This window comes from Neisseria sicca VK64, assembly GCF_000260655.1.
GTDB lineage: Bacteria > Pseudomonadota > Gammaproteobacteria > Burkholderiales > Neisseriaceae > Neisseria > Neisseria sicca_B.
The window spans coordinates 1-20,139 of sequence record NZ_AJMT01000056.1 but is presented as its reverse complement, the minus strand read 5'-3'; the positions used below and the strand labels follow the sequence as shown (position 1 = coordinate 20,139).

The following is a 20,139-nucleotide window of genomic DNA, read 5'->3' as shown; positions in this document are numbered from 1 at the left end:
CCGTCCGAATCCAGTCCGGAGTCGGACGGCCTTCGTGTCGGGCGGGTAAGGCTGCCATGTCTGTCCCGCTTCATTCGGCCGTCAGATCAGGATACATATGTGGAAAGGTCGTCTGAAAAGGTAGCGGGCTGCAATACTGCCTTAGTGTCGCAGTAAGAAGGCTCGTTATTGGAAACGACTGCCTTGCCGGCGCACTATGCCGACTACGTCCCCGCCAAATAGCGCGTTCACGTCCGTTGCGGTAGATGATGCTAGGGGAATAGGGCAGGGAACCTTTTGAGAAGAAGGGAGAGCCAAAAAGGCTGAGAAGAGGCGGAAAGAGGATAGAAACGATGTTATAAACGTTTCGAATTGTATTCTCGGTTTCAGACGACCTCTAACATTTCCCTGTATAATCACGCTTTTGTTCAAACGCTTGTACTTTTCAATATGATTTATCCGTGGCATCAAAACCAGTGGCGGCAGCTTGCTGGCCATTGGGAAAACCGTCCGAACGCTTGGCTGTTTACCGGCAAGGAAAACACCGGTAAGACAGCGTTTGCGCGGTTTGTGGCGCAGGCTTTGCTGTGCGAATCGCCTCGGGAAGATCATCAGCCTTGCGGCGTATGCGCTTCGTGTCATTTGTTTTTGCAAAACAGCCATCCCGATTTTTACGAACTCACTCCTGAAATCCCCGAAGACGGTGCGGTCGGGCGAAAATTGTTGCAGATTAAAATCGATGCTGTGCGCGATATTGTGGAAAACATTTATCTGACGGCTGTGCGCGGCGGATTGCGGGTGGTATTGGTGCATCCCGCTGAAAGTATGAACGTGCAGGCGGCAAACGGCTTGCTTAAGGCTTTGGAAGAACCGCCGCAACATGTTGTTTTTTTGATGGTTACGCATGCGCGCGACAAGCTTCTTCCGACCATTAAAAGCCGTTGCCGCCAGATGGTTTTGCCCGCACCTTCGCGCGACGAAGCTTTGGCGTATCTTCGGAAAGAGGGTGTAGACGATGCGGAATCGCTGCTTGCTTTTCACAGCGGTGCGCCTTTGTTTGCCCATGCGCCTGAAATGGATGACTTGCGCGAAGAATTGCTCACTTTGCTTGCCGCCCCGCGACTGTTGACGATACTCGACTATGCCGCTGCGTTTGACAAACACAAGCAGCCGTTGGCAGTCTTCATCGATTGGATGCAGAAATGGCTGTTGGATGTCGGCTTGGCGCAACAACAAATGCCGCCGCTTTATTATCCCGATTACGCGCAGGCATTGTCGCAGACGGCTTCCAAAACCGATCCGCGCCGCCTGTTTGCGCTGACGGGTCGTCTGAACGCACTCAGCCCTTACGGATACCACACCTTGAGTGTTAAAATGCAGCTTGAGTATCTGCTGACTGAATATCTCGAATTTTGGCAAAACAAATAATCAGATAAGGTAAAACAAAATGGTAAACAACAATAAAGACATTCCGGCGAAAATGATGGCGTTGCAGCTTAAAGACCCGACCCTGCTCTACAACTGCTATATGCCGTTCCTCGAACACGGCGGACTTTTTGTTCCGACCGAAGACGTATTTTCATTGGGCGAAGACATCCTGCTCGCCGTTGAAATCGCCGATTACCCCAAACGCTTCCTGCCTACCAAAGTCGTCTGGATCAATCCCGCCCGTACTTCCGCACACCGTCCTAAAGGCGTCGGACTGGCATTTTCCGAACACGAAAGCTGCCTTCAGGCGAAAACCCTGATTGAAGGCGAACTAGGACCGAAACTGCGCAGCGACCGCGTTACCTTTACGCTTTAAAATCATGCATTTAATTGATTCGCACTGCCACCTCAATTTCGAAGGCTTGAGCAACCGCCTGCCTGAAGTGTTCGCCAACATGGAAGAACAAAGCGTCAAGCAGGCGCTTGCCATCAGCGTAAGCAAACAGAGTTTTGCCGAAGTCTTCGACATTGCCCAAGCCAATGAACAGGTTTACTGCACCATAGGCGTTCACCCCGACAGCCAAGAAGCCGAAGAATTTACCGTCGCTGAAATGGTTGAAGCGGCAAAACACCCGAAAGTCGTCGGCATAGGCGAAACGGGCTTGGATTATTACTGGTGCAAAGGCGATTTGGCATGGCAGCACCGCCGCTTCGCCGAACACATCCAAGCCGCCAACGAAAGCGGTTTGCCCGTGATTGTCCACACCCGCGATGCCGCCGCCGATACTTTGGCGATTCTGAAAGAAGCTCAAACCAATTCCGGCGTTATCCACTGCTTCACCGAAGATACCGCTTTTGCCAAAGCCGCTTTGGATTTGGGGCTGTACATTTCCTTCTCCGGCATTGTTACCTTCAAAAATGCCCCGCAAATTCAAGAAGCTGCCAAATACGTCCCTGCGGACAGAATGCTGGTCGAAACCGACTCCCCCTTCCTCGCCCCGGTTCCCAAACGCGGTAAGCCTAACGAACCTTCCTATGTCCGTTACACCGCCGAGTTTGTGGCGAAACTGCGCGGCGAACCCGTAGAAACGCTTGCCGCTTACACTAGCGACAATTTCTATCGTCTGTTCAATAAAGTACCCGACATCCGTGTTTGATTCGAATAGAAAAAAGGTCGTCTGAAAATGCTTTATCTAGCGTTTCAGACGACCTTTTGAAATTTGGAATTTTTTATATAAGAGGGCAGTCGAATATCAAATAGGCTAGGGTAATTTTGTTGGGCAGACGATGGAAGATGGCGGAAGTCATCGATAAAATCGGTATCGCAAGAAAGCCAGTGTAAAAGCGGACAGATAGTCATGGATGGGTTTAAAATCAACGCGAAAATCAAGATGGCAACTTCTTGAAAATATTTAAAGATTGGCTTTCATTATATCGTTTTCCGTTTTTCTGACAAATTATACTTCTATCGACACATCGCCTTTCCAATAATGAATTACGACATCACTTTTTTCACCCTATTTCTACTCGGCTTTTTTGGCGGTACGCATTGTGTCGGAATGTGCGGCGGGTTGAGTAGTGCGTTTGCGTTGCAGCTTCCGCCGCATCTTAATCGGCTGGGACTGATTGTCCTATTGAATTTGGGACGCATCAGCAGCTATGTATTGATAGGTTTGATTGTCGGGCTGGTCGGACAAATCGGTATTTCTTTGGATGATACGCGCTGGCTGCAAAACGGTCTGTATGTTGCGGCGAATATTTTGCTGTTGCTGTTGGGGCTGTATCTGGCGGGTCTTTCTACGGCAGCTACGCAGATTGAGCGCATAGGCAGACCGATATGGAAACGTTTGAATCCGATTCTGAACCGACTGCTGCCGATTAAATCCGTTCCGGCTTGTTTCGGCGTAGGCATGTTGTGGGGCTGGCTGCCTTGCGGCTTGGTATACAGCGCTTCATTGTATGCTTTAGGCAGCGGCAATGCGGTGCAGGGCGGGCTGTATATGTTGGCTTTTGCACTGGGAACGTTGCCGAATTTGTTGGCAATGGGGGTTTTTGCAGCGCAATTGAAAACACTTTTACAACGCAGAGCCATCCGTCTGTGCGCCGGACTATTGGTCGCGGGATGGGCGGTTTTCCGTTTGGCAGTCATGCTCTGAATCAAACAATGAAACGCCTTTCAAAAGGGTAGGGGTTCATACATTAAAGGTCGTCTGAAAATCCGTTTTCAGACGACCTTTATTCATTGCTTGCACCGGCGGCGTTATAGTGGATTAACTTTAAACCAGTACGGCGTTGCCTCGCCTTAGCTCAAAGAGAACGATTCTCTAAGGTGCTGAAGCACCAAGTGAATCGGTTCCGTACTATCTGTACTGTCTGCGGCTTCGTCGCCTTGTCCTGATTTAAAGTTAATCCACTATATTTCATTGCAGCTTCAGCTCAAGCCGCCGGCAGCCAGCCGCGTATGCGTTTTTCCATTGCGTCGGCACTCAAGCCCAAATCGTCCAAAAGTTTTTTCGGATCGCCGTGTTCGGTTACGGTATCGGCAACGCCCAAAAGCAAAACGGGTTTGCAGATGCCGTGTTTCGCCAACACTTCCAGCACCGCGCTGCCTGCGCCGCCTTGTTCGGCGTTTTCTTCGGCGGTAACGATGTAGTCGTGGCTTTGGGCGAGGTGGACGATGAGTTCCTCATCTATCGGTTTGACGAAGCGCATATCGGCGACGGTGGCGTTCAGTTTTTCGGCAACCGCCAATGCAGGGGCGACCATGCTGCCGAAGGCGATGAATGCGGTTTTCTCACCTTGGCGGCGGATGATGCCTTTGCCGATGGCTACGGTTTTAAGGTCGTCTGAAACGGGCGCGCCTGTTCCCGTGCCGCGCGGATAGCGGACGGCGGCGGGGGCGTCTGCCTGATAGCAGGTCGAAAGCAGCAGTCGGCATTCGTTTTCATCGCTCGGCGCGGCAATAATCATGTTCGGCACGCAGCGCAAGAAGCTCAAATCGTACAAACCGGCATGGGTCGGGCCGTCCGCGCCGACGATGCCCGCACGGTCGACGGCAAACAAAACGGGCAGGTTTTGCAGGGCGATGTCGTGCACCAGTTGGTCGTAGGCGCGCTGGAGGAAGGTGGAATAAATGGCGACGACGGGCTTCATGCCTTCGCAAGCCAAACCGCCGGCAAAGGTCACGGCGTGCTGCTCGGCGATGCCGACATCGAAATAGCGGTCGGGGAATTGTTGTTCGAATTCGACCAGTCCGCTGCCCTCGCGCATGGCGGGGGTAATCGCGGCCAATCGGGAATCTGCCGCCGCCTGGTCGCACAGCCATTTGCCGAACACTTGCGTATAGGTCGGTTTGGCGGCGGGTTTGTTTTCTTTTTCAGACGACGTTGCGGTTTTGAGGTCGTCTGAAACGTCTTTGGGCAGGTTGGCGACGGCATGGTATTTGACGGGGTCGTTTTCGGCGAGTTTGTAGCCGTTGCCCTTTTTGGTGATGACGTGCAGCAGTTGCGGGCCTTTGCGGCCGCGCAAATCTTTCAATACGTCAACCAGATGCTCGACGTTATGACCGTCCACGGGGCCGGTGTAGCGGAAACCGAAGTTTTCAAACAAAGACAGCGACTGCTTGGCGTGTTCGGCTTCGCCCGCCAGCGTTTTGATTTTGTGCTCGACTTTTTGGGCAAGCTCCATCGCGCCGGGCAGCTTGTCCAAAACCTTGCTCGATTGCGCCTTGATGGTGCTCAACACGCCGCGCATATCGCGCACGACGTTGCTGGCGAGGTATTTCGGCAGCGCACCGACGTTGGGGGAAATCGACATTTCGTTGTCGTTGAGGATGACCAGCAGGTTCACGTCCATATCGCCCGCGCAGTTCAAGGCTTCAAAAGCCTGCCCCGCCGTCATCGCACCGTCGCCGATAATGGCGACGCTGCGGCGGTCGCTGCCCAAGAGTTTGTCTGCCGCCGCCATGCCCAAAGCCGCGCCGATGGAGGTGGAGGAATGCCCTACGCCGAACGCGTCGTATTCGGACTCGCTGCGTTTGGGGAAACCCGCCAAACCGCCGTAGCGGCGCATGGTGTGCATCTGGTTTTTGCGGCCGGTGAGGATTTTGTGCGGATAGCTTTGATGGCCGACATCCCAAACCAGCTTGTCTTCGGGCGTGTCGTACACATAGTGCAGGGCGATGGTCAGCTCGACCGCGCCCAGATTGCTGGCGAAATGCCCGCCGGTTTTGCCTATCGAATCCAGCAGAAACTCCCGCAGCTCGGCGGCGACTTGGGGCAACTGTTTTTTATCCAGACGGCGCAAATCTTGCGGGCTGTCGACGGTATCGAGTAGCGGAGTGTGGCTCATGGTGTGTCTTTGCAGGCTTATTTGTGTATAGCGGGCAATTATAGCAAGAGTTTAGAAAGACGTGGGTTTCCTGCCGGAGGTCGGGTATCGCCGTTAAGCCGTTGCCTGCTGATAAAAGAGGCGTTTGGGAATGTGTGTAAGGGTCGTCTGAACATGAAATTACACGCCCCGTATGCTACAATCAACAGATAATCCCATCGGTACCGACATCATGAAACCCCATAAAAAAGGCAATATTTTCATCATCTCCGCCGCTTCCGGCACGGGCAAGACCACGCTGGTTTCCCGTCTTTTGAAAAACAACGCCGATTTGCGCGTCTCTGTATCGCACACCACCCGCCAGCCGCGCGAAGGCGAGCAGCACGGCGTACATTATCATTTTGTTCCCAAAGAGGAATTTGAGTCTTTAATCAAACAAAAAGCCTTCCTCGAACACGCAAACGTTTTCGGCAATTATTACGGAACCAGCATTGCGGGGGTCAATTCCCTTAGCGAAGAGGGTTACGATGTGATTTTGGAAATTGACGTGCAAGGCGCGGCGCAGGTACGCAAATCCCTGCCCGAAGCGAGCAGCATCTTCATCCTGCCGCCTTCGTTCGAAGTCCTTGCCGAACGCCTTATCGGGCGCGGCACCGACAGCGAGGAAGTCATCCAAACCCGCCTCTCCAAAGCGCGTCACGAAATCGAACAATCCGTCCTGTTTGACTATATTGTCGTCAACGATGATTTGGACAGGGCAGAAGCCGATTTGCTCCACATCATCAAAGCAGGTCGTCTGAAAAAATCTTCCCAGCAAGGATTTATCTCAAACCTGTTGGAAAATTCCTGAAAAACAGCGAAAATACGCATTTACATTCCATCACAAATTAATAGAAAGAAAGCAAACAAATGGCCCGTATCACCACTGAAGACTGCACAGGCAAAATCCCCAATCATTTCGACCTGACCCTCGTCGCCGCCCGCCGCGCGCGCCAGCTTGAAAACGGCAACGCCCCTATGGTTGACGATATCCGCAACAACAAACCGACCGTTACCGCCCTGCGCGAAATCGCCGCCGGTCAAATCGGTACTGAGCTGCTGACACGCAACAAATAATACCAGTAGGCAAAATCTGCCCAACCGCCGCGCGGATTGTATCGGCGCGACATCCGACCGATACAGTCTGACGGCTCAAAACAAAACACACACCGAAGGCCGTCTGAAATGCCCGCCCCCCAGCCCACTGCCCCCTACGACGCGCTGACTGCCGAAGCACGCGAACTTTTGTTCCGTACCGCCTCCTATCTCAGCCCATCCGAACAGGCCGAGCTTGAAAAAGCCGTCGCCTACGCCTTTCACGCCCATGACGGACAAACCCGTAAAAGCGGTGAACCCTACATTACCCACCCCCTTGCCGTCGCCACGCAACTTGCGTTGTGGCACATGGACATACAAGGCTTGTGCGCGGGCGTGATGCACGACGTACTCGAAGACACGGGCGTATCCAAAATCGAAATGGCGGCAGAATTCGGCGAAACCATCTCCGAGATGGTGGACGGACTTTCCAAACTCGAAAAACTCAAATTTGAAGATCATGCCGAGCATCAGGCGGAAAGTTTCCGCAAGCTCATTCTCGCCATGACCAAAGACGTGCGCGTGATCGTCGTCAAACTCGCCGACCGCCTGCACAATATGCGCACGCTCGGCTCCATGCGTCCCGACAAACGCCGCCGCATCGCCAAAGAAACCCTCGAAATCTACGCCCAAATCGCCAACCGCATCGGCTTGAACAACGCCTACCAAGAGCTTCAGGATTTATCGTTTCAAAACCTCCACCCGAACCGCTACGAAACCCTTAAAAAAGCGATGGACAACAGCCGCAAAAACCGCCGCGACGTCGTCGGCAAAGTTTTGCGCGCCTTCAGTCAGCGTTTGGTCGGCGCGAACATCGAAGCCAAAATCAAAGGTCGGGAAAAAAACCTGTACAGCATCCATCAAAAAATGTTGGCGAAAAAATTGCGATTTGCCGAAGTCATGGACATTTACGGATTCCGCGTCATCGTCAACAGCATTCCCGCGTGTTACGCCGCACTGGGCGCGCTGCACAATCTCTATCAGCCCAAACCCGGACGCTTCAAAGACTATATCGCCATCCCCAAAAGCAACGGCTACCAAAGCCTGCACACGACCCTGGTCGGCCCTTACGGCTTGCCCATTGAAGTCCAAATCCGCACACGCGAAATGGATGCCGTAGCCGAAGGCGGCATCGCCGGCCACTGGATATACAAATCCGGCGAAAACACCGTCGATCAAGCCGTCCTCCATACCAACCAATGGCTCAAAAACATCCTCGATTTGCAAGCCAGCAGCGCGAACGCTATCGAATTCCTCGAACACGTTAAAGTCGACCTGTTCCCCAACGAAGTCTATATCCTGACACCCAAAGGCAAAATCCTCACCCTGCCTAAAGGATCGACGCCCATAGACTTCGCCTACGCCGTTCACACCGACATCGGTCACAAAACCGTCGCCGCGCGTATCAACAACACCATGATGCCCCTGCGCACCAAACTCAAAACCGGCGACTCCGTCGAAATCATCACTTCCGAACACGCCAAGCCCAATCCGGCATGGCTGAATTTCACCGTTTCCAGCCGCGCGCGCAGCGCCATCCGCCAATACGTCAAAAACCTCAACCGCCACGACGCCATCGTCCTCGGCGAAAACCTCCTGCAAAAAGCCCTGTCCAGCCTGTTGCCCAAAGACGTATTGCTTTCAGACGACCTCAAAGAAAAATACCTTGCCGACCTCAACGACAAACAAACCTCGTTTGAAGAAGTCCTCTACAACGTCGGCATGGGGCATACCCTGCCCGTGTACGTCGCCATGCACATCGCCGAACTGGCAGGGCAGCACTTCGGCAGCGAAGTCAAACTCAGCCCCATCAAAGTCAACGACCAAGAAACCGGCCGCATCCATTTTGCCGAATGTTGCCACCCCGTCCCGGGCGATTCCGTCCGCGCCCTTTTGGTCAAAGACAAAGGCATGATTATCCACCGCGATACCTGTCCGACCCTGCTCAAATCCGACCCCGAACAGCAGCTTGATGCGAACTGGGAAGGAATAGGCAGCCATACCTACCGCACCGGACTCAGCATCCAGTCCGAAGACGCCCACGGCCTGCTCGCCCTTATGGCGCAAGCCATTTCCAACTCCGGCGCAGACATCGAATCCGTCGAAACCCCCAACAAAGCGCTGGCAGGTACGGAAGGCTTTGTCGAATTCAAGTTCATCATCAAAGTGAAGGACTTGGCGCAAATCAACCAAATCATTCACAACCTACACGCCATTCCCCAAGTGCGCAAAGTGGTCCGAAGCTAGGGAAGAAGGGCGGCAAAGCAGATGCCGTTTTGCCGCCTGATAGGGTTTAAGTTTTCTTAAAATCAAAAACAAAATCAGCAAGACGCGCGAAATACCACAAAGGTCGTCTGAAAACCGATATTCAAGGTTTTCAGACGACCTTCAAACTTGACAGGAACGACGCAATCAAAGATAATCCCGCAATTCATTTGCAGCCGCATCGACGGCATATCCGGCGCCAAGCCGACTTGTTAGGAGGTGATGTTTACATCACGGCGCGTATCCCGCCGGTCGCAAGACACCCGAGATACAAACAACCACTTTTTGACAAACCGCCCCTTTTTACCTTTCTCCATTTCGGCGGTTTGAAACCAGAATTCAATTTAAAGGAAATAAAATGCCTGCAATCCGCGTTAAAGAGAACGAACCCTTCGAAGTAGCCATGCGCCGTTTCAAACGTGCCGTAGAAAAAACCGGTCTGCTGACTGAGCTGCGCGCCCGTGAAGCTTACGAAAAACCGACTACCGAGCGCAAACGCAAAAAAGCCGCAGCCGTAAAACGCCTGCAAAAACGCCTGCGCAGCCAACAACTGCCTCCTAAAATGTACTAAACATCAATTGCAGGTCTGCCCTGTGATGCCGAAACACACCGCAAGGCTTGACCTGCGGTGTGTTTTGTTTTTCAGACGACCTGTAAGACGAGGGGGCGTCTGAAAAATAGAGAATCCCTAAGGCAGTATTTTCCATCTTTTCCCGAAAGTCATCCCATGAGCCTGAAAGCACAATTAACCGAAGACATGAAAACCGCGATGCGTGCCAAAGATCAAATTACTTTGAGCACCATCCGCCTCATCAATGCCGCCATCAAACAATTTGAAGTGGACGAGCGCACCGAAGCCGATGACGGCAAAGTGATTGCCATCATTACCAAAATGGTCAAACAGCGCAAAGACAGCGCCAACATCTACGCCGAAGCAGGCCGTCAGGACTTGGCAGACAAAGAAAATGCCGAAATCGAAATCCTGCACCGCTACCTGCCGCAAATGATGTCTGCCGAAGAAATCCGCACTGCCGTGGAAACCGTAATCGCCATGACCGGAGCTTCCGGAATGGCTGACATGGGCAAAGCCATGGGCGTGTTGAAAACCCAGTTGGCGGGCAAAGCCGATATGGGCGAAGTCAACAAAATCCTTAAAGCTGCGCTGACTTCATAATTGAATACCGACCGCTTTGGACGGATTCAAGAACAACAAAAAGGTCGTCTGAAAATGGAATTTCCGTTTTCAGACGATCTTTTTTAAGCTTAGGCTTACCGTTTGCCGATATTGTGAAATATCTTGCCCATATCGTTTAAGAAACGGGGTTCGCGCTGTATCAGGTAAACAATCAAGGGGATATTACCGATGGCGACGATCAGGTAAAGCAGGGAAATGCTGTCGAACAGCATCAAGAGTACCGCGCTTAAAATGGCAGCCGATACCATGAACACGCCATTGATAATGTTGTTGGCGGCGACGGCGTGGGCGCGGAAGGATTCGCTGCTGGCGGTTTGCAGCCAAGTGTAGAGCGGGACGGAGAAGAAGCCGCCGAAGAAGCCGATCAGCGTCATGACGAGCATGACGGGATACGCCATGCCTTGCGACAGGAACCAGGTGATGCCGTTGAGTTCGGTAAAGCGTTGCCCTTGGGTCAGCCATACCAAAATCAAGCCGAATACGGTCAAACCCGTCGTGCCGACGGTTACCAAGCCCAAGAGCAGGCGTTCGTGGCTGAGTTTTGCGCACAACACCGAGCCGGCGGCGATGCCGATGGAGAATAGGGCGAGCATGAGGTTGAAGACGTTGTCGTTGCCGCCCAAATGGATTTGCGTGAAAGTCGGCAGTTGGGTGGTGTAAACCGAGCCGATAAACCAAAACCATGATATGCCGATGATGGATGTGAAGACGGAATCATATTGCGCGGTTTCGCGCAGGAGCGCGTGCGTACCTTTGACGATGTTCCATTCGATTTTGGTGTTGGGGGCTTTGGCGGGGACGTTAGGCATGAAGAAGCTGGTCAGCGTGCCGCCGATGGCGACGAGCAAGACTAAGATGCCGACGACGGAGGGCGGCAAGCCTGCGACGGACGTGCCTAAAATCTGACCGAACAAAATGGCGATGAACGTTCCCGATTCGATCAGGCTGTTGCCCATAATCAGCTCTTTGTCGTTGAGGTAATCGGGCAGGATGGCGTATTTCAGCGGGCCGAACAGTGTCGATTGCGCGCCCATGCAAAACAGGCAGACCAAGAGCAGCGGGGCAGACTGTATATAAAAGCCGAACGCCGCCACAGCCATGATCACGATTTCCAATACTTTAATCCATCGCGCCAAGACGGCTTTATCGAATTTGGTGCTCAGTTGTCCGGACAGCGCGGAAAACAGGAAATACGGCAGGATAAACAGCAACGCGCCTAAGTTCAGCATTTGGCTGGCGGGCAGGAAGTCGTTTTTGCCCAAACCGTAAAAGCTGATCATCACAAACAGCGCGGTTTTGAACATATTGTCGTTGAACGCGCCCAGAAACTGCGTGCCGAATAGTGGGGCGAAACGGCGGCTGGTCGGGAAATTCAGATTGTCTTTTTTGAGGCTCATTTTTCGGATTCTTGTTCTTCTTTTTCTATTTCGTTTTCAAGCAGCTTGTCGGTGGAATCATCGTCCATCAGGATGCGGTGTGCCGGTCCTTCGAGATCGTCAAACTGTCCGTTTTTGCCCGACCACCAGAAAAAATAGCCTATGGCAAACGCCAAAATAATGCTGATGGGCACTAAGATAAACATACTTTCCATCACATCGCTCCGGTCAAATCGGTTAAGACAAAAGTCTGTCCCGATACGGTCAGATATTCGTTGCGCAGCGAGCCGACGGGGGCGTCGTCGAAAAACAGCTCGATACGGTCTTTCACGACGCGCCAATATTGCGGAATCTCGGTTTGCCCGAAAGGCGCCAAAACCTCCGCCGCCGCGCCTTCTTCACTTTGCAGCTTGATGGCGAAACGCCCGCTCTGCGGCTGCGTTTCGGATTCATCATCCGGCAGCATGATGAAAAAGCCCACATGGGCGCCTTGTTGCGTATGGATACTGAAATAGTGCATATCAAAGAATCTTAAAAGGCTGCCGCTGTTTTCAGACGACATAGTGAATACAAAAACTTTCTAAATGTAACAGTTTGACACGCCCCTGCAAAGGGCTTTACGCCCCCGCGTTCGACAGGTTGTCTGAAAACAAACCGTTTCCCTTTAAACATCAATATCTTCCTTTATCGCTTTCCGCCTGCTCCAAGTCAAACATTAAGCCAAGCAGCCGCCCCCGTTTTTTGCTAGAATAGCGCGGTTTACATTCATCAACCGATTTCAGACGACCCCGTCCAACCGGCGGCGGCAGAAACCACACGGAAAGCAATATTCATAAAGTTGCCCCATTCCGAATGTAGCGGTCATTTTTCTTTCATAGATTTTACGCCACCAACCGATACGGCCTGCCGCGCAGATGCCCGGCTCGAACCTCAAGCGCATCCACTATGCCTGCGGGAGATGTTTGGCGGTATATCCACGACAAAGAACAGATTGCCGATACTGCCCGCACAGGTCGTCTGAAACATCCAGGAGCCACAACAAATGACCCAAAAACTCATCTTAGTTTTGAACTGCGGCAGCTCATCCCTCAAAGGCGCCGTGCTGGATAACGACAGCGGAGAAGTCCTGCTCAGCTGCCTTGCCGAAAAACTCAACCTGCCCGACGCTTACATCACGTTCAAAGTAAACGGCGAAAAACACAAAGTCGACCTGTCTGCCAAGCCCGACCACACCGGCGCAGTTGAAGCCCTGATGGAAGAACTCAAAGCCCACGGCCTCGACAGCCGCATTGGCGCCATCGGCCACCGCGTCGTCAGCGGCGGCGAACTGTACAGCGAATCCATCCTCGTTGACGACGAAGTCATCGCCGGCATCGAAAAATGTATCCCGCTCGCCCCCCTGCACAACCCCGCGCACCTCTTGGGCCTGCGTGCCGCACAAAGCATTTTCAAAGGCCTGCCCAACGTTGTCGTGTTCGACACCGCTTTCCACCAAACCATGCCGGAACACGCCTACACATACGCGATTCCGCATGAACTGTATGAAAAATACGGCTTGCGCCGCTACGGCGCACACGGTACCAGCTACCGCTACGTTTCTGATGAAACCGCCCGTTTCCTCGGCAAAGATAAAAAAGACCTGCGCATGGTGATTGCACACTTGGGTAACGGCGCGTCCATTACCGCCGTCGCCAACGGAGAATCACGCGATACCAGCATGGGACTGACCCCGCTGGAAGGCCTCGTGATGGGTACGCGCAGCGGCGACATCGATCCCGCAGTCTTCGGCTTCCTCGCTGAAAACGCCAACATGACCATCACTCAAATCACCGACATGTTGAACAAAAAATCCGGCCTGCTCGGCTTGTCCGGCCTGTCCAACGACTGCCGTACCATCGAAGAAGAATCCGGCAAAGGCCATCCCGGCGCGAAACTCGCCCTGGACGTCTTCATCTACCGCCTCGCCAAATACATCGGTAGCATGGCTGTGGCAGCCGGCGGTCTGGACGTACTCGTCTTCACCGGCGGTATCGGCGAAAACTCCGACATCATCCGCGAGCGCGTACTCGGCTACCTGGGCTTCCTCGGTCTGAAAGCCGACCACGAAGCCAACCTGAAAGCCCGCTTCGGTAACGCAGGCGTGATTACGACTGCCGACAGCGCAGCCGTCGCCGTTGTTATCCCGACCAACGAAGAATTGATGATTGCACACGACACTGCCCGTCTGAGCGGCCTGTAATACAGCGAGTCATCCGATAAAAAACCTGCCGAAAACGGCAGGTTTTTTGTTTGTGCTGCAAAAAAGCATGATTTGTCTGCATGACCCGCTTCGGGATTTTCTCTCCGCCGTCAAACGAAAGGGGAGGGTGTAGGTTTTTCTGCTTCGTATCCAACGATCCCCATCACGTTTTCCTCCCTTTCGGCAAGAGCGGCGATAAGTTGCTTTTCATTAAAAAGGTCGTCTGAAAAACATTTTCAGACGACCTTTTCATCGCTATGGCTTCACAGGCTTCAAAGTCGGCAAAACCGTATCCCAAATCGCCAGCACTTCGGCTTCGCTGCGCTTCGTTCCGTCTTTTTTCTCAGCACCAAACTGCATCATGATGCGCGGGTCGCCACCGTCGCGTTCCCAAAAGAACATATATTTGTTACCGCCCCATTTCACCAATTTTTCCTCGCCCGACATACCGTTGATGGTACGTTTGCCTTGGCGGATGGTGCGGGTTAGCGCTTTAACCATTGCGCCTTTCCCCAGATTTACCTTACGTTGCAGCAGCGTCGGCTCGCCTGCCTCCAGTACGTCGCCGTGCATGATTTCCAGACTCATATCGTGTTGTTTGGCAAATTCGACGGTGCTATGGACTTCAAACGGTTTTTTGCCGTCGTCCGCGATAAAACCGCCTATCAGACAAATGCCGTGTTTATTTGGCACTTCAAATTCCTGTCTGGTTTTCAACCCATTGAGGATTTCTTGGCGGAATTTTTTCTCCATGGTGTTTATTGCTTCTTTTTCTTGGGTTTTCCAGTTGGCAGGGGCTTTGCCATGATCAGAAGGAATGCGGAAATAACTACGCACAATATAAGCATCATCATTATCCAGCTTGAAATATAAATCGGCTTCGTAGGGCATACCGTCATCCCCAACAAGATCTTCCCAACCAAATCCTTCCTACGCGTTACCTGCATCATTGCCCGATCCGGAATCAGGGTACGGGTATCGACGACAATTTTTGTTCCTGCTCTACCATTTTGCTTAAACTCGTTGATATTCCTAACGTTTCTCTTCCAGTCGTTAAACATAACCATCACACTCCAGCCATTGTAATCAAGATGCGTACTGCCGTGACGGCGTTTGGACGGCAGGCGCAATTGATAGCGGCCGCTGCAATAGGGCTGTTCGGTCCAGTAGGTGGTATCGATGGCGGATTGGGTGACGGTCGGCGAAGTTTCTGCCGATGGGGAAACGGTGGGCGTGCAGGCTGCGACGGCAAGTATTAGGGACAGCGTAGTCAGACGGATGGACATGGATAAGCTCCGTGATAGATAGGGGTCGTCTGAAAGTATAGTTTGATTCAGACGACCTTTGTCATAAAACGGGCTTGGCGGTATTTATTCGACATGGGCGGGCATTTCGCGCGTCCGTAAGATGGGCGGTATGGCGATAATGTCGGTAGGGAAAATGACGGTTTGGCTTTATAATCTGATTCATTCTTTTCAGGCAGACCATTATGGAACACGATTCAAACGAAACCATGCGTCTTTCCAAGCGTATGGCGCAATTGGGCTTATGCTCGCGCCGCGAGGCGGACAGTTACATCGAGCAAGGCTGGGTCAAGGTCAACGGGCAAACCGCCGTACTCGGTCAGAAAGTGACCGAACGCGACCGCATCGACCTCAACCGGCAGGCGCATGAAAAACAGGCGGAGCGCGTCACCATCCTGCTCAACAAGCCCGTCGGCTACGTCAGCGCGCAGGCGGAAAAAGGCTACAAATCCGCCGCCGAGCTGATTACCGCCGACAACCGTTGGGAAGGGGACGACAGCCGCATTCCGTTCAGCGAAAAACACAAATTCGGCTTGGCGCCAGCCGGTCGGCTGGACATCGATTCCGTCGGATTGCTGGTGTTGACGCAGGACGGCCGCATCGCCAAGCAGCTTATCGGCGAAAACAGCGGCAGCGAAAAAGAATATCTGGTGCGCGTGCGCGGCAAATTGGACGAAAAAGGGCTTGGCTTGCTCAACCACGGATTAAGTTTGGACGGCGAGAAACTGCGCCCCGCCAAAGTAGAATGGCAAAACGAAGACCAACTGCGTTTCGTGTTGAAACAAGGCAAAAAGCGGCAAATCCGCCGTATGTGCGAACTCGTCGGTTTGCGCGTCGTCGGGCTGAAGCGGATTCGGATGGGTAAAGTCAAACTGGGCAAACTGCCGCCCGGCAAATGGCGTTATCTGCGGGCAGACGAGTCGTTTTGATTGGGTTTGAACTTGGGAATGACGGCAAGAGGTCGTCTGAAAACGTCACTGTATCCGTTTTATAAAGATAAGAATATGAATTTAGAAACCAAAATTCCGCCGCCGGCGGTATGTTTTATCTGCGCATTGCTGATGTATGCCTCTGCGCAAGTATCCACGCTGGCAGGCATACTGCCGCGCTTTCCTATATTGCTGTCGGTTGTTTTGATAGCGTTTGGGACGGCGTTGGGCGTATTAGGTGTGTGGGCGTTTCGCCGTGTGCGTACGACCGTCAGCCCGTTCAACCCCGAACAAACCGAACACTTCGTTTCAGACGGTGTGTACCGTTTCAGCCGCAACCCGATGTATGCGGGCATGGGCTTCTGGCTGGCGGCATGGGCGGGACACTTAGCGCATCCGCTGCCGTGGCTGTTTTTGGCGGTATTTTCCGCCTATATGACGCGTTTCCAAATCATGCCTGAAGAACGCGTTTTGGCGCGGAAATTCGGTGCTGAGTATGAAGCGTACTGCCGACGCGTCCGCCGTTGGTTATAAAAGCGGCAACGTCAAATCGGGTATCGCCCCTGCGCCTTTGTGGCATGAAATGATCCGGCTGCGCCGATTAGCCCTGATTGTGTGAATCCGCGATGGTTCAAATCAAACAAAAGGTCGTCTGAAACCCCAAAACAAGGTTTCAGACGACCTTTTTAGTCAACTGCCTGCGTCAAATTAATGATGACCGCAGCCGCATTCTTTTTTCATGTCGATAACCATGCGGCCGGTGATTTTGCCTTCGCGCATTTCTTGGAAAATCGCCGGAGCTTCGTCCAAGGCGCGCAGTTGGACTTTCGGTACGACCAAGCCTTCTGCGCCGAATTGGAAGGCTTCTTCCAAGTCTTTGCGCGTACCGACCAGCGAGCCGACCACTTCGATGCCGTCCAAGACCAGACGCGGGATGGACAAGTCCATAGATTCGGGCGGCAGGCCGATGGCAACGACGCGACCGCCCGCGCGGACGCAGTCCACGGCGGAGTTGAACGCGGCGGCGGATACGGCGGTAACAACGGCTGCATGTGCGCCGCCGGTTTTTTCCTGAATCACTTTGGCGGCGTCTTCTTTGGCGGCGTTAATGACTAAATCTGCACCGCTTTCTTTAGCGAATGCCAGTTTTTCATCGTTGATGTCGATGGCGACGACGTGTGCGCCGAATACTTTTTTCGCGTATTGGACACCCAAGTTGCCCAAACCGCCCGCGCCGTAAACGGCAATCCATTGTCCCGGACGCACGCCGGAAACTTTCACGCCTTTGTAAGTGGTTACGCCGGCGCAGGTGATGCTGGAGGCTTGCGCGGGGTCGAGGCCGTCGGGCACTTTGACGGCGTAGTCTGCATCGACGATACAGTGGGTCGCCATGCCGCCGTCGGCGGTGTAGCCTGCGTTCAATACGGAACGGCACAAGGTTTCGCGTCCGGTATTACAGTATTCGCACGAACCGCAGCTTTGGAACAACCATGCGATGCTGACGCGGTCGCCGACTTTCAGGGCGTTCGCGCCCGGAGCGACTTCTTTGACGATGCCGATGCCTTCGTGCCCCAACACGCGGCCCGGTTTTTCGCCGTAGTCGCCTGCCGCAACGTGCAAGTCGGTATGGCACACGCCGCAATATTCGACTTCAACCAACGCCTCGCCGTATTCCAACGGGCGCAGTTCGCGTTCTACAACTTCTACATCGCCTGCTACATTTTGATTCACAACAACTGCTTGCATCTTCATGGTGTTCTCCTTGGCATTCGTAAGAAATCCGTAAACGGTTGGGCGGGATAACGCCTTTCCTGTAAATGAGAATACTCCCCTTCATTTCGCCGTGTCAACACCCTATCTTTTTGAAAAATAAGGAATAAAATGTTATACCATAACATTTAAATTATAAGGATATATCCGCGAAGATTCTGAAAAATTCTTACACATATCATGTAAAAAAGGTCGTCTGAAAACTTTAAATATATTAACAAACACGCTTTGTTTCCATACGGGGTCAAGCCTTATCGGTTTAAATTTCCTATTTTAGAAAATTACATATTTGGAATTTTGAGAACGTTATCATTTTTAGTGCTTGAACTGAAAGAGAAAAAATACTATCCTGTTTTTAGACGACGTTTGAGGAACGTCCAAAACCTAAGAAAGACAACCAAGGAGACAGCATCATGGCAAAAGATTTAAATGTGTTTGATAAAGAGTACGGCCTCTTGATTAACGGCGTGTGGACAAAACCCGGCGTGCTTTTGGATTCGTACAATCCTGCCAACGGCGAAGTATTGGCGAAATTCACCGACGCGACTGACGCCGATGTCGATGCCGCTGTCGCCGCCGCGCAGGAAGCGTTCAAAACATGGCGCAAAACCACCACTACCAAACGCGCCGCCATACTCAACAAAATCGCCGATGTGATTGACGACAACCTGGAATTGTTCGCTTTGCAAGAAACGCTGGACAACGGCAAACCTATTCGCGAAACCCGTGCCGCCGACATCCCGTTGGCTTCCGACCATTTCCGCTACTTTGCTAGCGTGATCCGTGGCGAAGAAGGCACTGCTACCCAGCTTGACTCCGAAGACCTGTCTATCGTCCTGCGCGAACCCATCGGTGTAGTCGGTCAAATTATTCCGTGGAACTTCCCCTTCCTGATGGCGGCTTGGAAAATCGCACCCGCACTTGCCGCAGGCTGCACCATCGTCATTCACCCGTCTTCCAGCACTTCGCTGAGCCTGTTGTCGTTCGCCCAAAAAATCAACCACTTGCTGCCTAAAGGCGTGCTGAACATCATCACCGGACGCGGTTCTAAATCCGGCGAATACATGTTGCACCATAAAGGCTTCAACAAACTCGCCTTTACCGGTTCGACCGAAATCGGTCGCCACATCGGCATCGCCGCCGCCGAAATGCTGATTCCCGCCACCTTGGAGCTGGGCGGCAAATCCGCCAACATCTTCTTTGACGATATGCCGTTCGACAAAGCCCTCGAAGGCGCGCAAAAAGGTATTTTGTTCAACCAAGGCCAAGTGTGCTGCGCCGGTTCGCGCATCTTCGTACAAGAAGGCATTTACGACAAATTCGTCAACGCCTTGGCGGAAGAGTTCAAAAAAATCAAAGTCGGCCTGCCTTGGGAAGACGATACCCAAATGGGTTCGCAAGTCAACGCCGGCCAGCTCGAAACCATTTTGAAATACGTCAAAATCGGCGAACAGGAAGGCTGCCGCATCATCACCGGCGGTAAAAAAATCGAAGGCGAGTTGGGCAAAGGCGAATTTGTCGAGCCGACCTTGATCGAAGCCGGCAGCAACAGCGCCCGTGTCGCCCAAGAAGAAATCTTCGGCCCGGTTGCTACTGTGATTAAATTCAAAACCGAAGAAGAAGTCATCAAAATGGCCAACGACAGCGAATACGGCTTGGGCGGCGCAGTGTGGAGTACCGACATCAACCGCTGCCTGCGCGTTTCCAACGCGCTGGAAACCGGCCGCGTTTGGGTGAACTGCTACAACCGCCTGCCCGCAGGCGCACCGTTCGGCGGCTACAAAACTTCAGGCATCGGTCGCGAAACCCACAAAATGATGCTCGCCGCGTACACGCAGGTGAAAAACATCTACATTTCCACCCGCGAAGAGCGCGAAGGCTTCTATTGATTGCCTGCTGAACATTGTTTATTGATGTAGAAAAAAGGTCGTCTGAAAATTGAACTGGCCCCCAAATCTTGGACACTCATAAAAGCCTATTCAGGCACTCTGTGTAAGCTGGGTTCTGTATGCGACAGGACTCAGCTTTTTCAATTTCAAACTGCAACGCTCCCGGTTGTAGTAATCCATATAGTCATCTATCTGCTTCATCAATTCATCCACCGTCAATTCTCCTGCGTTATAGAAACACTCCGTCTTTAACACCGCAAAGAAGCTTTCCATCGGCGCATTGTCCCAACAGTTCGCCTTTC

21 protein-coding genes are annotated in these 20,139 nt (G+C 52.7%); 13 read left to right on the top strand and 8 right to left on the bottom strand.

Translation table 11 applies throughout. From position 1 onward, the window contains the following. The first annotated feature begins 429 nt into the window (after positions 1 to 429). The 4 genes from HMPREF1051_RS03510 (at position 430) to HMPREF1051_RS03495 (ending at position 3,563) form a co-directional block, all read left to right on the top strand. Positions 430 to 1,407, top strand: a complete 978-nt coding sequence (locus HMPREF1051_RS03510; RefSeq protein ID WP_003764559.1) for a DNA polymerase III subunit delta' — start codon at positions 430 to 432, stop codon at positions 1,405 to 1,407. 19 nt (positions 1,408 to 1,426) lie between these two features. Next, positions 1,427 to 1,783 carry a PilZ domain-containing protein gene (locus tag HMPREF1051_RS03505; protein ID WP_003760734.1) on the top strand — a complete coding sequence of 119 codons (357 nt, stop codon included), beginning with the start codon at positions 1,427 to 1,429 and terminating at the stop codon, positions 1,781 to 1,783. 4 nt (positions 1,784 to 1,787) lie between these two features. Beyond that, positions 1,788 to 2,564 (top strand): TatD family hydrolase, encoded by a 777-nt coding sequence (locus tag HMPREF1051_RS03500; RefSeq protein ID WP_003764551.1) that lies wholly within the window; start codon positions 1,788 to 1,790, stop codon positions 2,562 to 2,564. 333 nt (positions 2,565 to 2,897) lie between these two features. After that, complete coding sequence (locus HMPREF1051_RS03495) at positions 2,898 to 3,563, top strand: sulfite exporter TauE/SafE family protein (RefSeq protein WP_036491625.1); 666 nt, start codon at positions 2,898 to 2,900, stop codon at positions 3,561 to 3,563. A gap of 280 nt (positions 3,564 to 3,843) precedes the next feature. Here HMPREF1051_RS03495 and dxs read toward each other — a convergent pair whose 3' ends face one another. Next, positions 3,844 to 5,757 (bottom strand): 1-deoxy-D-xylulose-5-phosphate synthase, encoded by a 1,914-nt coding sequence (dxs, locus tag HMPREF1051_RS03490; protein ID WP_003764560.1) that lies wholly within the window; start codon positions 5,755 to 5,757, stop codon positions 3,844 to 3,846. 211 nt (positions 5,758 to 5,968) lie between these two features. Here dxs and gmk point away from each other — a divergent pair, with 211 nt between their 5' ends. The 5 genes from gmk to HMPREF1051_RS03465 all read left to right on the top strand — a co-directional run bounded on the left by gmk (position 5,969) and on the right by HMPREF1051_RS03465 (position 10,309). Next, the gene (gene gmk / locus HMPREF1051_RS03485) at positions 5,969 to 6,586 is read left to right on the top strand and encodes a guanylate kinase (RefSeq protein ID WP_009312424.1); all 618 of its coding nucleotides are present in this window, start codon (positions 5,969 to 5,971) and stop codon (positions 6,584 to 6,586) included. Positions 6,587 to 6,645: 59 nt separating this feature from the next. Next, positions 6,646 to 6,852: a DNA-directed RNA polymerase subunit omega gene (rpoZ, locus tag HMPREF1051_RS03480; protein WP_003740638.1), complete on the top strand. Its 207-nt coding sequence runs from the start codon at positions 6,646 to 6,648 to the stop codon at positions 6,850 to 6,852. A 108-nt stretch (positions 6,853 to 6,960) separates the two neighbouring features. Next, a complete protein-coding gene (locus tag HMPREF1051_RS03475) occupies positions 6,961 to 9,117 on the top strand; it encodes a RelA/SpoT family protein (protein ID WP_003764533.1) in 2,157 nt (718 codons plus the stop codon). Positions 9,118 to 9,493: 376 nt separating this feature from the next. After that, complete coding sequence (gene rpsU / locus HMPREF1051_RS03470; RefSeq protein ID WP_002214819.1) at positions 9,494 to 9,706, top strand: 30S ribosomal protein S21; 213 nt, start codon at positions 9,494 to 9,496, stop codon at positions 9,704 to 9,706. Positions 9,707 to 9,862: 156 nt separating this feature from the next. Next, complete coding sequence (locus tag HMPREF1051_RS03465; protein WP_003764549.1) at positions 9,863 to 10,309, top strand: GatB/YqeY domain-containing protein; 447 nt, start codon at positions 9,863 to 9,865, stop codon at positions 10,307 to 10,309. A gap of 95 nt (positions 10,310 to 10,404) precedes the next feature. Here HMPREF1051_RS03465 and HMPREF1051_RS03460 read toward each other — a convergent pair whose 3' ends face one another. Genes HMPREF1051_RS03460 through HMPREF1051_RS03450 form a run of 3 tightly spaced genes read right to left on the bottom strand, consistent with a single transcriptional unit; the run spans position 10,405 to position 12,226 of the window. Continuing rightward, complete coding sequence (locus HMPREF1051_RS03460; protein ID WP_003764562.1) at positions 10,405 to 11,727, bottom strand: MFS transporter; 1,323 nt, start codon at positions 11,725 to 11,727, stop codon at positions 10,405 to 10,407. Then, positions 11,724 to 11,921, bottom strand: coding sequence for a cbb3-type cytochrome oxidase assembly protein CcoS (ccoS, locus tag HMPREF1051_RS03455; protein ID WP_003744897.1), 198 nt, complete (start codon positions 11,919 to 11,921; stop codon positions 11,724 to 11,726). The genes HMPREF1051_RS03460 and ccoS overlap by 4 nt, the downstream gene beginning before the upstream one ends. Next, on the bottom strand, positions 11,921 to 12,226 hold the full coding sequence (locus tag HMPREF1051_RS03450; protein ID WP_036491620.1) for an HLGFF motif protein: 306 nt from the start codon (positions 12,224 to 12,226) through the stop codon (positions 11,921 to 11,923). The genes ccoS and HMPREF1051_RS03450 overlap by 1 nt, the downstream gene beginning before the upstream one ends. A 522-nt stretch (positions 12,227 to 12,748) precedes the next feature. Here HMPREF1051_RS03450 and HMPREF1051_RS03445 point away from each other — a divergent pair. Next, on the top strand, positions 12,749 to 13,945 hold the full coding sequence (locus HMPREF1051_RS03445; RefSeq protein WP_003764546.1) for an acetate kinase: 1,197 nt from the start codon (positions 12,749 to 12,751) through the stop codon (positions 13,943 to 13,945). Between the two features lie 255 nt (positions 13,946 to 14,200). Here the strand turns inward: HMPREF1051_RS03445 and HMPREF1051_RS15100 are convergent, their stop codons facing one another. Then, a complete protein-coding gene (locus tag HMPREF1051_RS15100) occupies positions 14,201 to 14,698 on the bottom strand; it encodes a T6SS immunity protein Tli4 family protein (protein WP_003764556.1) in 498 nt (165 codons plus the stop codon). Positions 14,699 to 14,703: 5 nt separating this feature from the next. Beyond that, positions 14,704 to 15,231: a hypothetical protein gene (locus tag HMPREF1051_RS15095; protein WP_003764541.1), complete on the bottom strand. Its 528-nt coding sequence runs from the start codon at positions 15,229 to 15,231 to the stop codon at positions 14,704 to 14,706. Positions 15,232 to 15,434: 203 nt separating this feature from the next. Here HMPREF1051_RS15095 and HMPREF1051_RS03435 point away from each other — a divergent pair, with 203 nt between their 5' ends. After that, positions 15,435 to 16,178: a pseudouridine synthase gene (locus HMPREF1051_RS03435; RefSeq protein WP_003764558.1), complete on the top strand. Its 744-nt coding sequence runs from the start codon at positions 15,435 to 15,437 to the stop codon at positions 16,176 to 16,178. A gap of 75 nt (positions 16,179 to 16,253) precedes the next feature. Beyond that, positions 16,254 to 16,712 (top strand): methyltransferase family protein, encoded by a 459-nt coding sequence (locus HMPREF1051_RS03430; protein WP_036491616.1) that lies wholly within the window; start codon positions 16,254 to 16,256, stop codon positions 16,710 to 16,712. A 174-nt stretch (positions 16,713 to 16,886) separates the two neighbouring features. Here HMPREF1051_RS03430 and adhP read toward each other — a convergent pair whose 3' ends face one another. Beyond that, positions 16,887 to 17,930, bottom strand: coding sequence for an alcohol dehydrogenase AdhP (gene adhP / locus HMPREF1051_RS03425; protein WP_003764565.1), 1,044 nt, complete (start codon positions 17,928 to 17,930; stop codon positions 16,887 to 16,889). Positions 17,931 to 18,361: 431 nt separating this feature from the next. Here adhP and HMPREF1051_RS03420 point away from each other — a divergent pair, with 431 nt between their 5' ends. Then, positions 18,362 to 19,837, top strand: coding sequence for an aldehyde dehydrogenase family protein (locus HMPREF1051_RS03420; protein WP_003764527.1), 1,476 nt, complete (start codon positions 18,362 to 18,364; stop codon positions 19,835 to 19,837). A gap of 90 nt (positions 19,838 to 19,927) precedes the next feature. Here the strand turns inward: HMPREF1051_RS03420 and HMPREF1051_RS03415 are convergent. Next, positions 19,928 to 20,139, bottom strand: a 212-nt coding sequence (locus HMPREF1051_RS03415) for an IS3 family transposase (protein ID WP_036491612.1), incomplete at its 5' end; no start/stop codon positions are given.

Excerpts from the sequence above, each read along its gene's own strand:
- HMPREF1051_RS03510 (WP_003764559.1), top strand. The coding sequence starts at position 430 with ATGATTTATCCGTGGCATCAAAACCAGTGGCGGCAGCTTGCTGGCCAT.
- HMPREF1051_RS03505 (WP_003760734.1), top strand. The coding sequence starts at position 1,427 with ATGGTAAACAACAATAAAGACATTCCGGCGAAAATGATGGCGTTGCAG.
- HMPREF1051_RS03500 (WP_003764551.1), top strand. The coding sequence starts at position 1,788 with ATGCATTTAATTGATTCGCACTGCCACCTCAATTTCGAAGGCTTGAGC.
- HMPREF1051_RS03495 (WP_036491625.1), top strand. The coding sequence starts at position 2,898 with ATGAATTACGACATCACTTTTTTCACCCTATTTCTACTCGGCTTTTTT.
- dxs (WP_003764560.1), bottom strand. The coding sequence starts at position 5,757 with ATGAGCCACACTCCGCTACTCGATACCGTCGACAGCCCGCAAGATTTG.
- gmk (WP_009312424.1), top strand. The coding sequence starts at position 5,969 with ATGAAACCCCATAAAAAAGGCAATATTTTCATCATCTCCGCCGCTTCC.
- rpoZ (WP_003740638.1), top strand. The coding sequence starts at position 6,646 with ATGGCCCGTATCACCACTGAAGACTGCACAGGCAAAATCCCCAATCAT.
- HMPREF1051_RS03475 (WP_003764533.1), top strand. The coding sequence starts at position 6,961 with ATGCCCGCCCCCCAGCCCACTGCCCCCTACGACGCGCTGACTGCCGAA.
- rpsU (WP_002214819.1), top strand. The coding sequence starts at position 9,494 with ATGCCTGCAATCCGCGTTAAAGAGAACGAACCCTTCGAAGTAGCCATG.
- HMPREF1051_RS03465 (WP_003764549.1), top strand. The coding sequence starts at position 9,863 with ATGAGCCTGAAAGCACAATTAACCGAAGACATGAAAACCGCGATGCGT.
- HMPREF1051_RS03460 (WP_003764562.1), bottom strand. The coding sequence starts at position 11,727 with ATGAGCCTCAAAAAAGACAATCTGAATTTCCCGACCAGCCGCCGTTTC.
- ccoS (WP_003744897.1), bottom strand. The coding sequence starts at position 11,921 with ATGGAAAGTATGTTTATCTTAGTGCCCATCAGCATTATTTTGGCGTTT.
- HMPREF1051_RS03450 (WP_036491620.1), bottom strand. The coding sequence starts at position 12,226 with ATGCACTATTTCAGTATCCATACGCAACAAGGCGCCCATGTGGGCTTT.
- HMPREF1051_RS03445 (WP_003764546.1), top strand. The coding sequence starts at position 12,749 with ATGACCCAAAAACTCATCTTAGTTTTGAACTGCGGCAGCTCATCCCTC.
- HMPREF1051_RS15100 (WP_003764556.1), bottom strand. The coding sequence starts at position 14,698 with ATGGAGAAAAAATTCCGCCAAGAAATCCTCAATGGGTTGAAAACCAGA.
- HMPREF1051_RS15095 (WP_003764541.1), bottom strand. The coding sequence starts at position 15,231 with ATGTCCATCCGTCTGACTACGCTGTCCCTAATACTTGCCGTCGCAGCC.
- HMPREF1051_RS03435 (WP_003764558.1), top strand. The coding sequence starts at position 15,435 with ATGGAACACGATTCAAACGAAACCATGCGTCTTTCCAAGCGTATGGCG.
- HMPREF1051_RS03430 (WP_036491616.1), top strand. The coding sequence starts at position 16,254 with ATGAATTTAGAAACCAAAATTCCGCCGCCGGCGGTATGTTTTATCTGC.
- adhP (WP_003764565.1), bottom strand. The coding sequence starts at position 17,930 with ATGAAGATGCAAGCAGTTGTTGTGAATCAAAATGTAGCAGGCGATGTA.
- HMPREF1051_RS03420 (WP_003764527.1), top strand. The coding sequence starts at position 18,362 with ATGGCAAAAGATTTAAATGTGTTTGATAAAGAGTACGGCCTCTTGATT.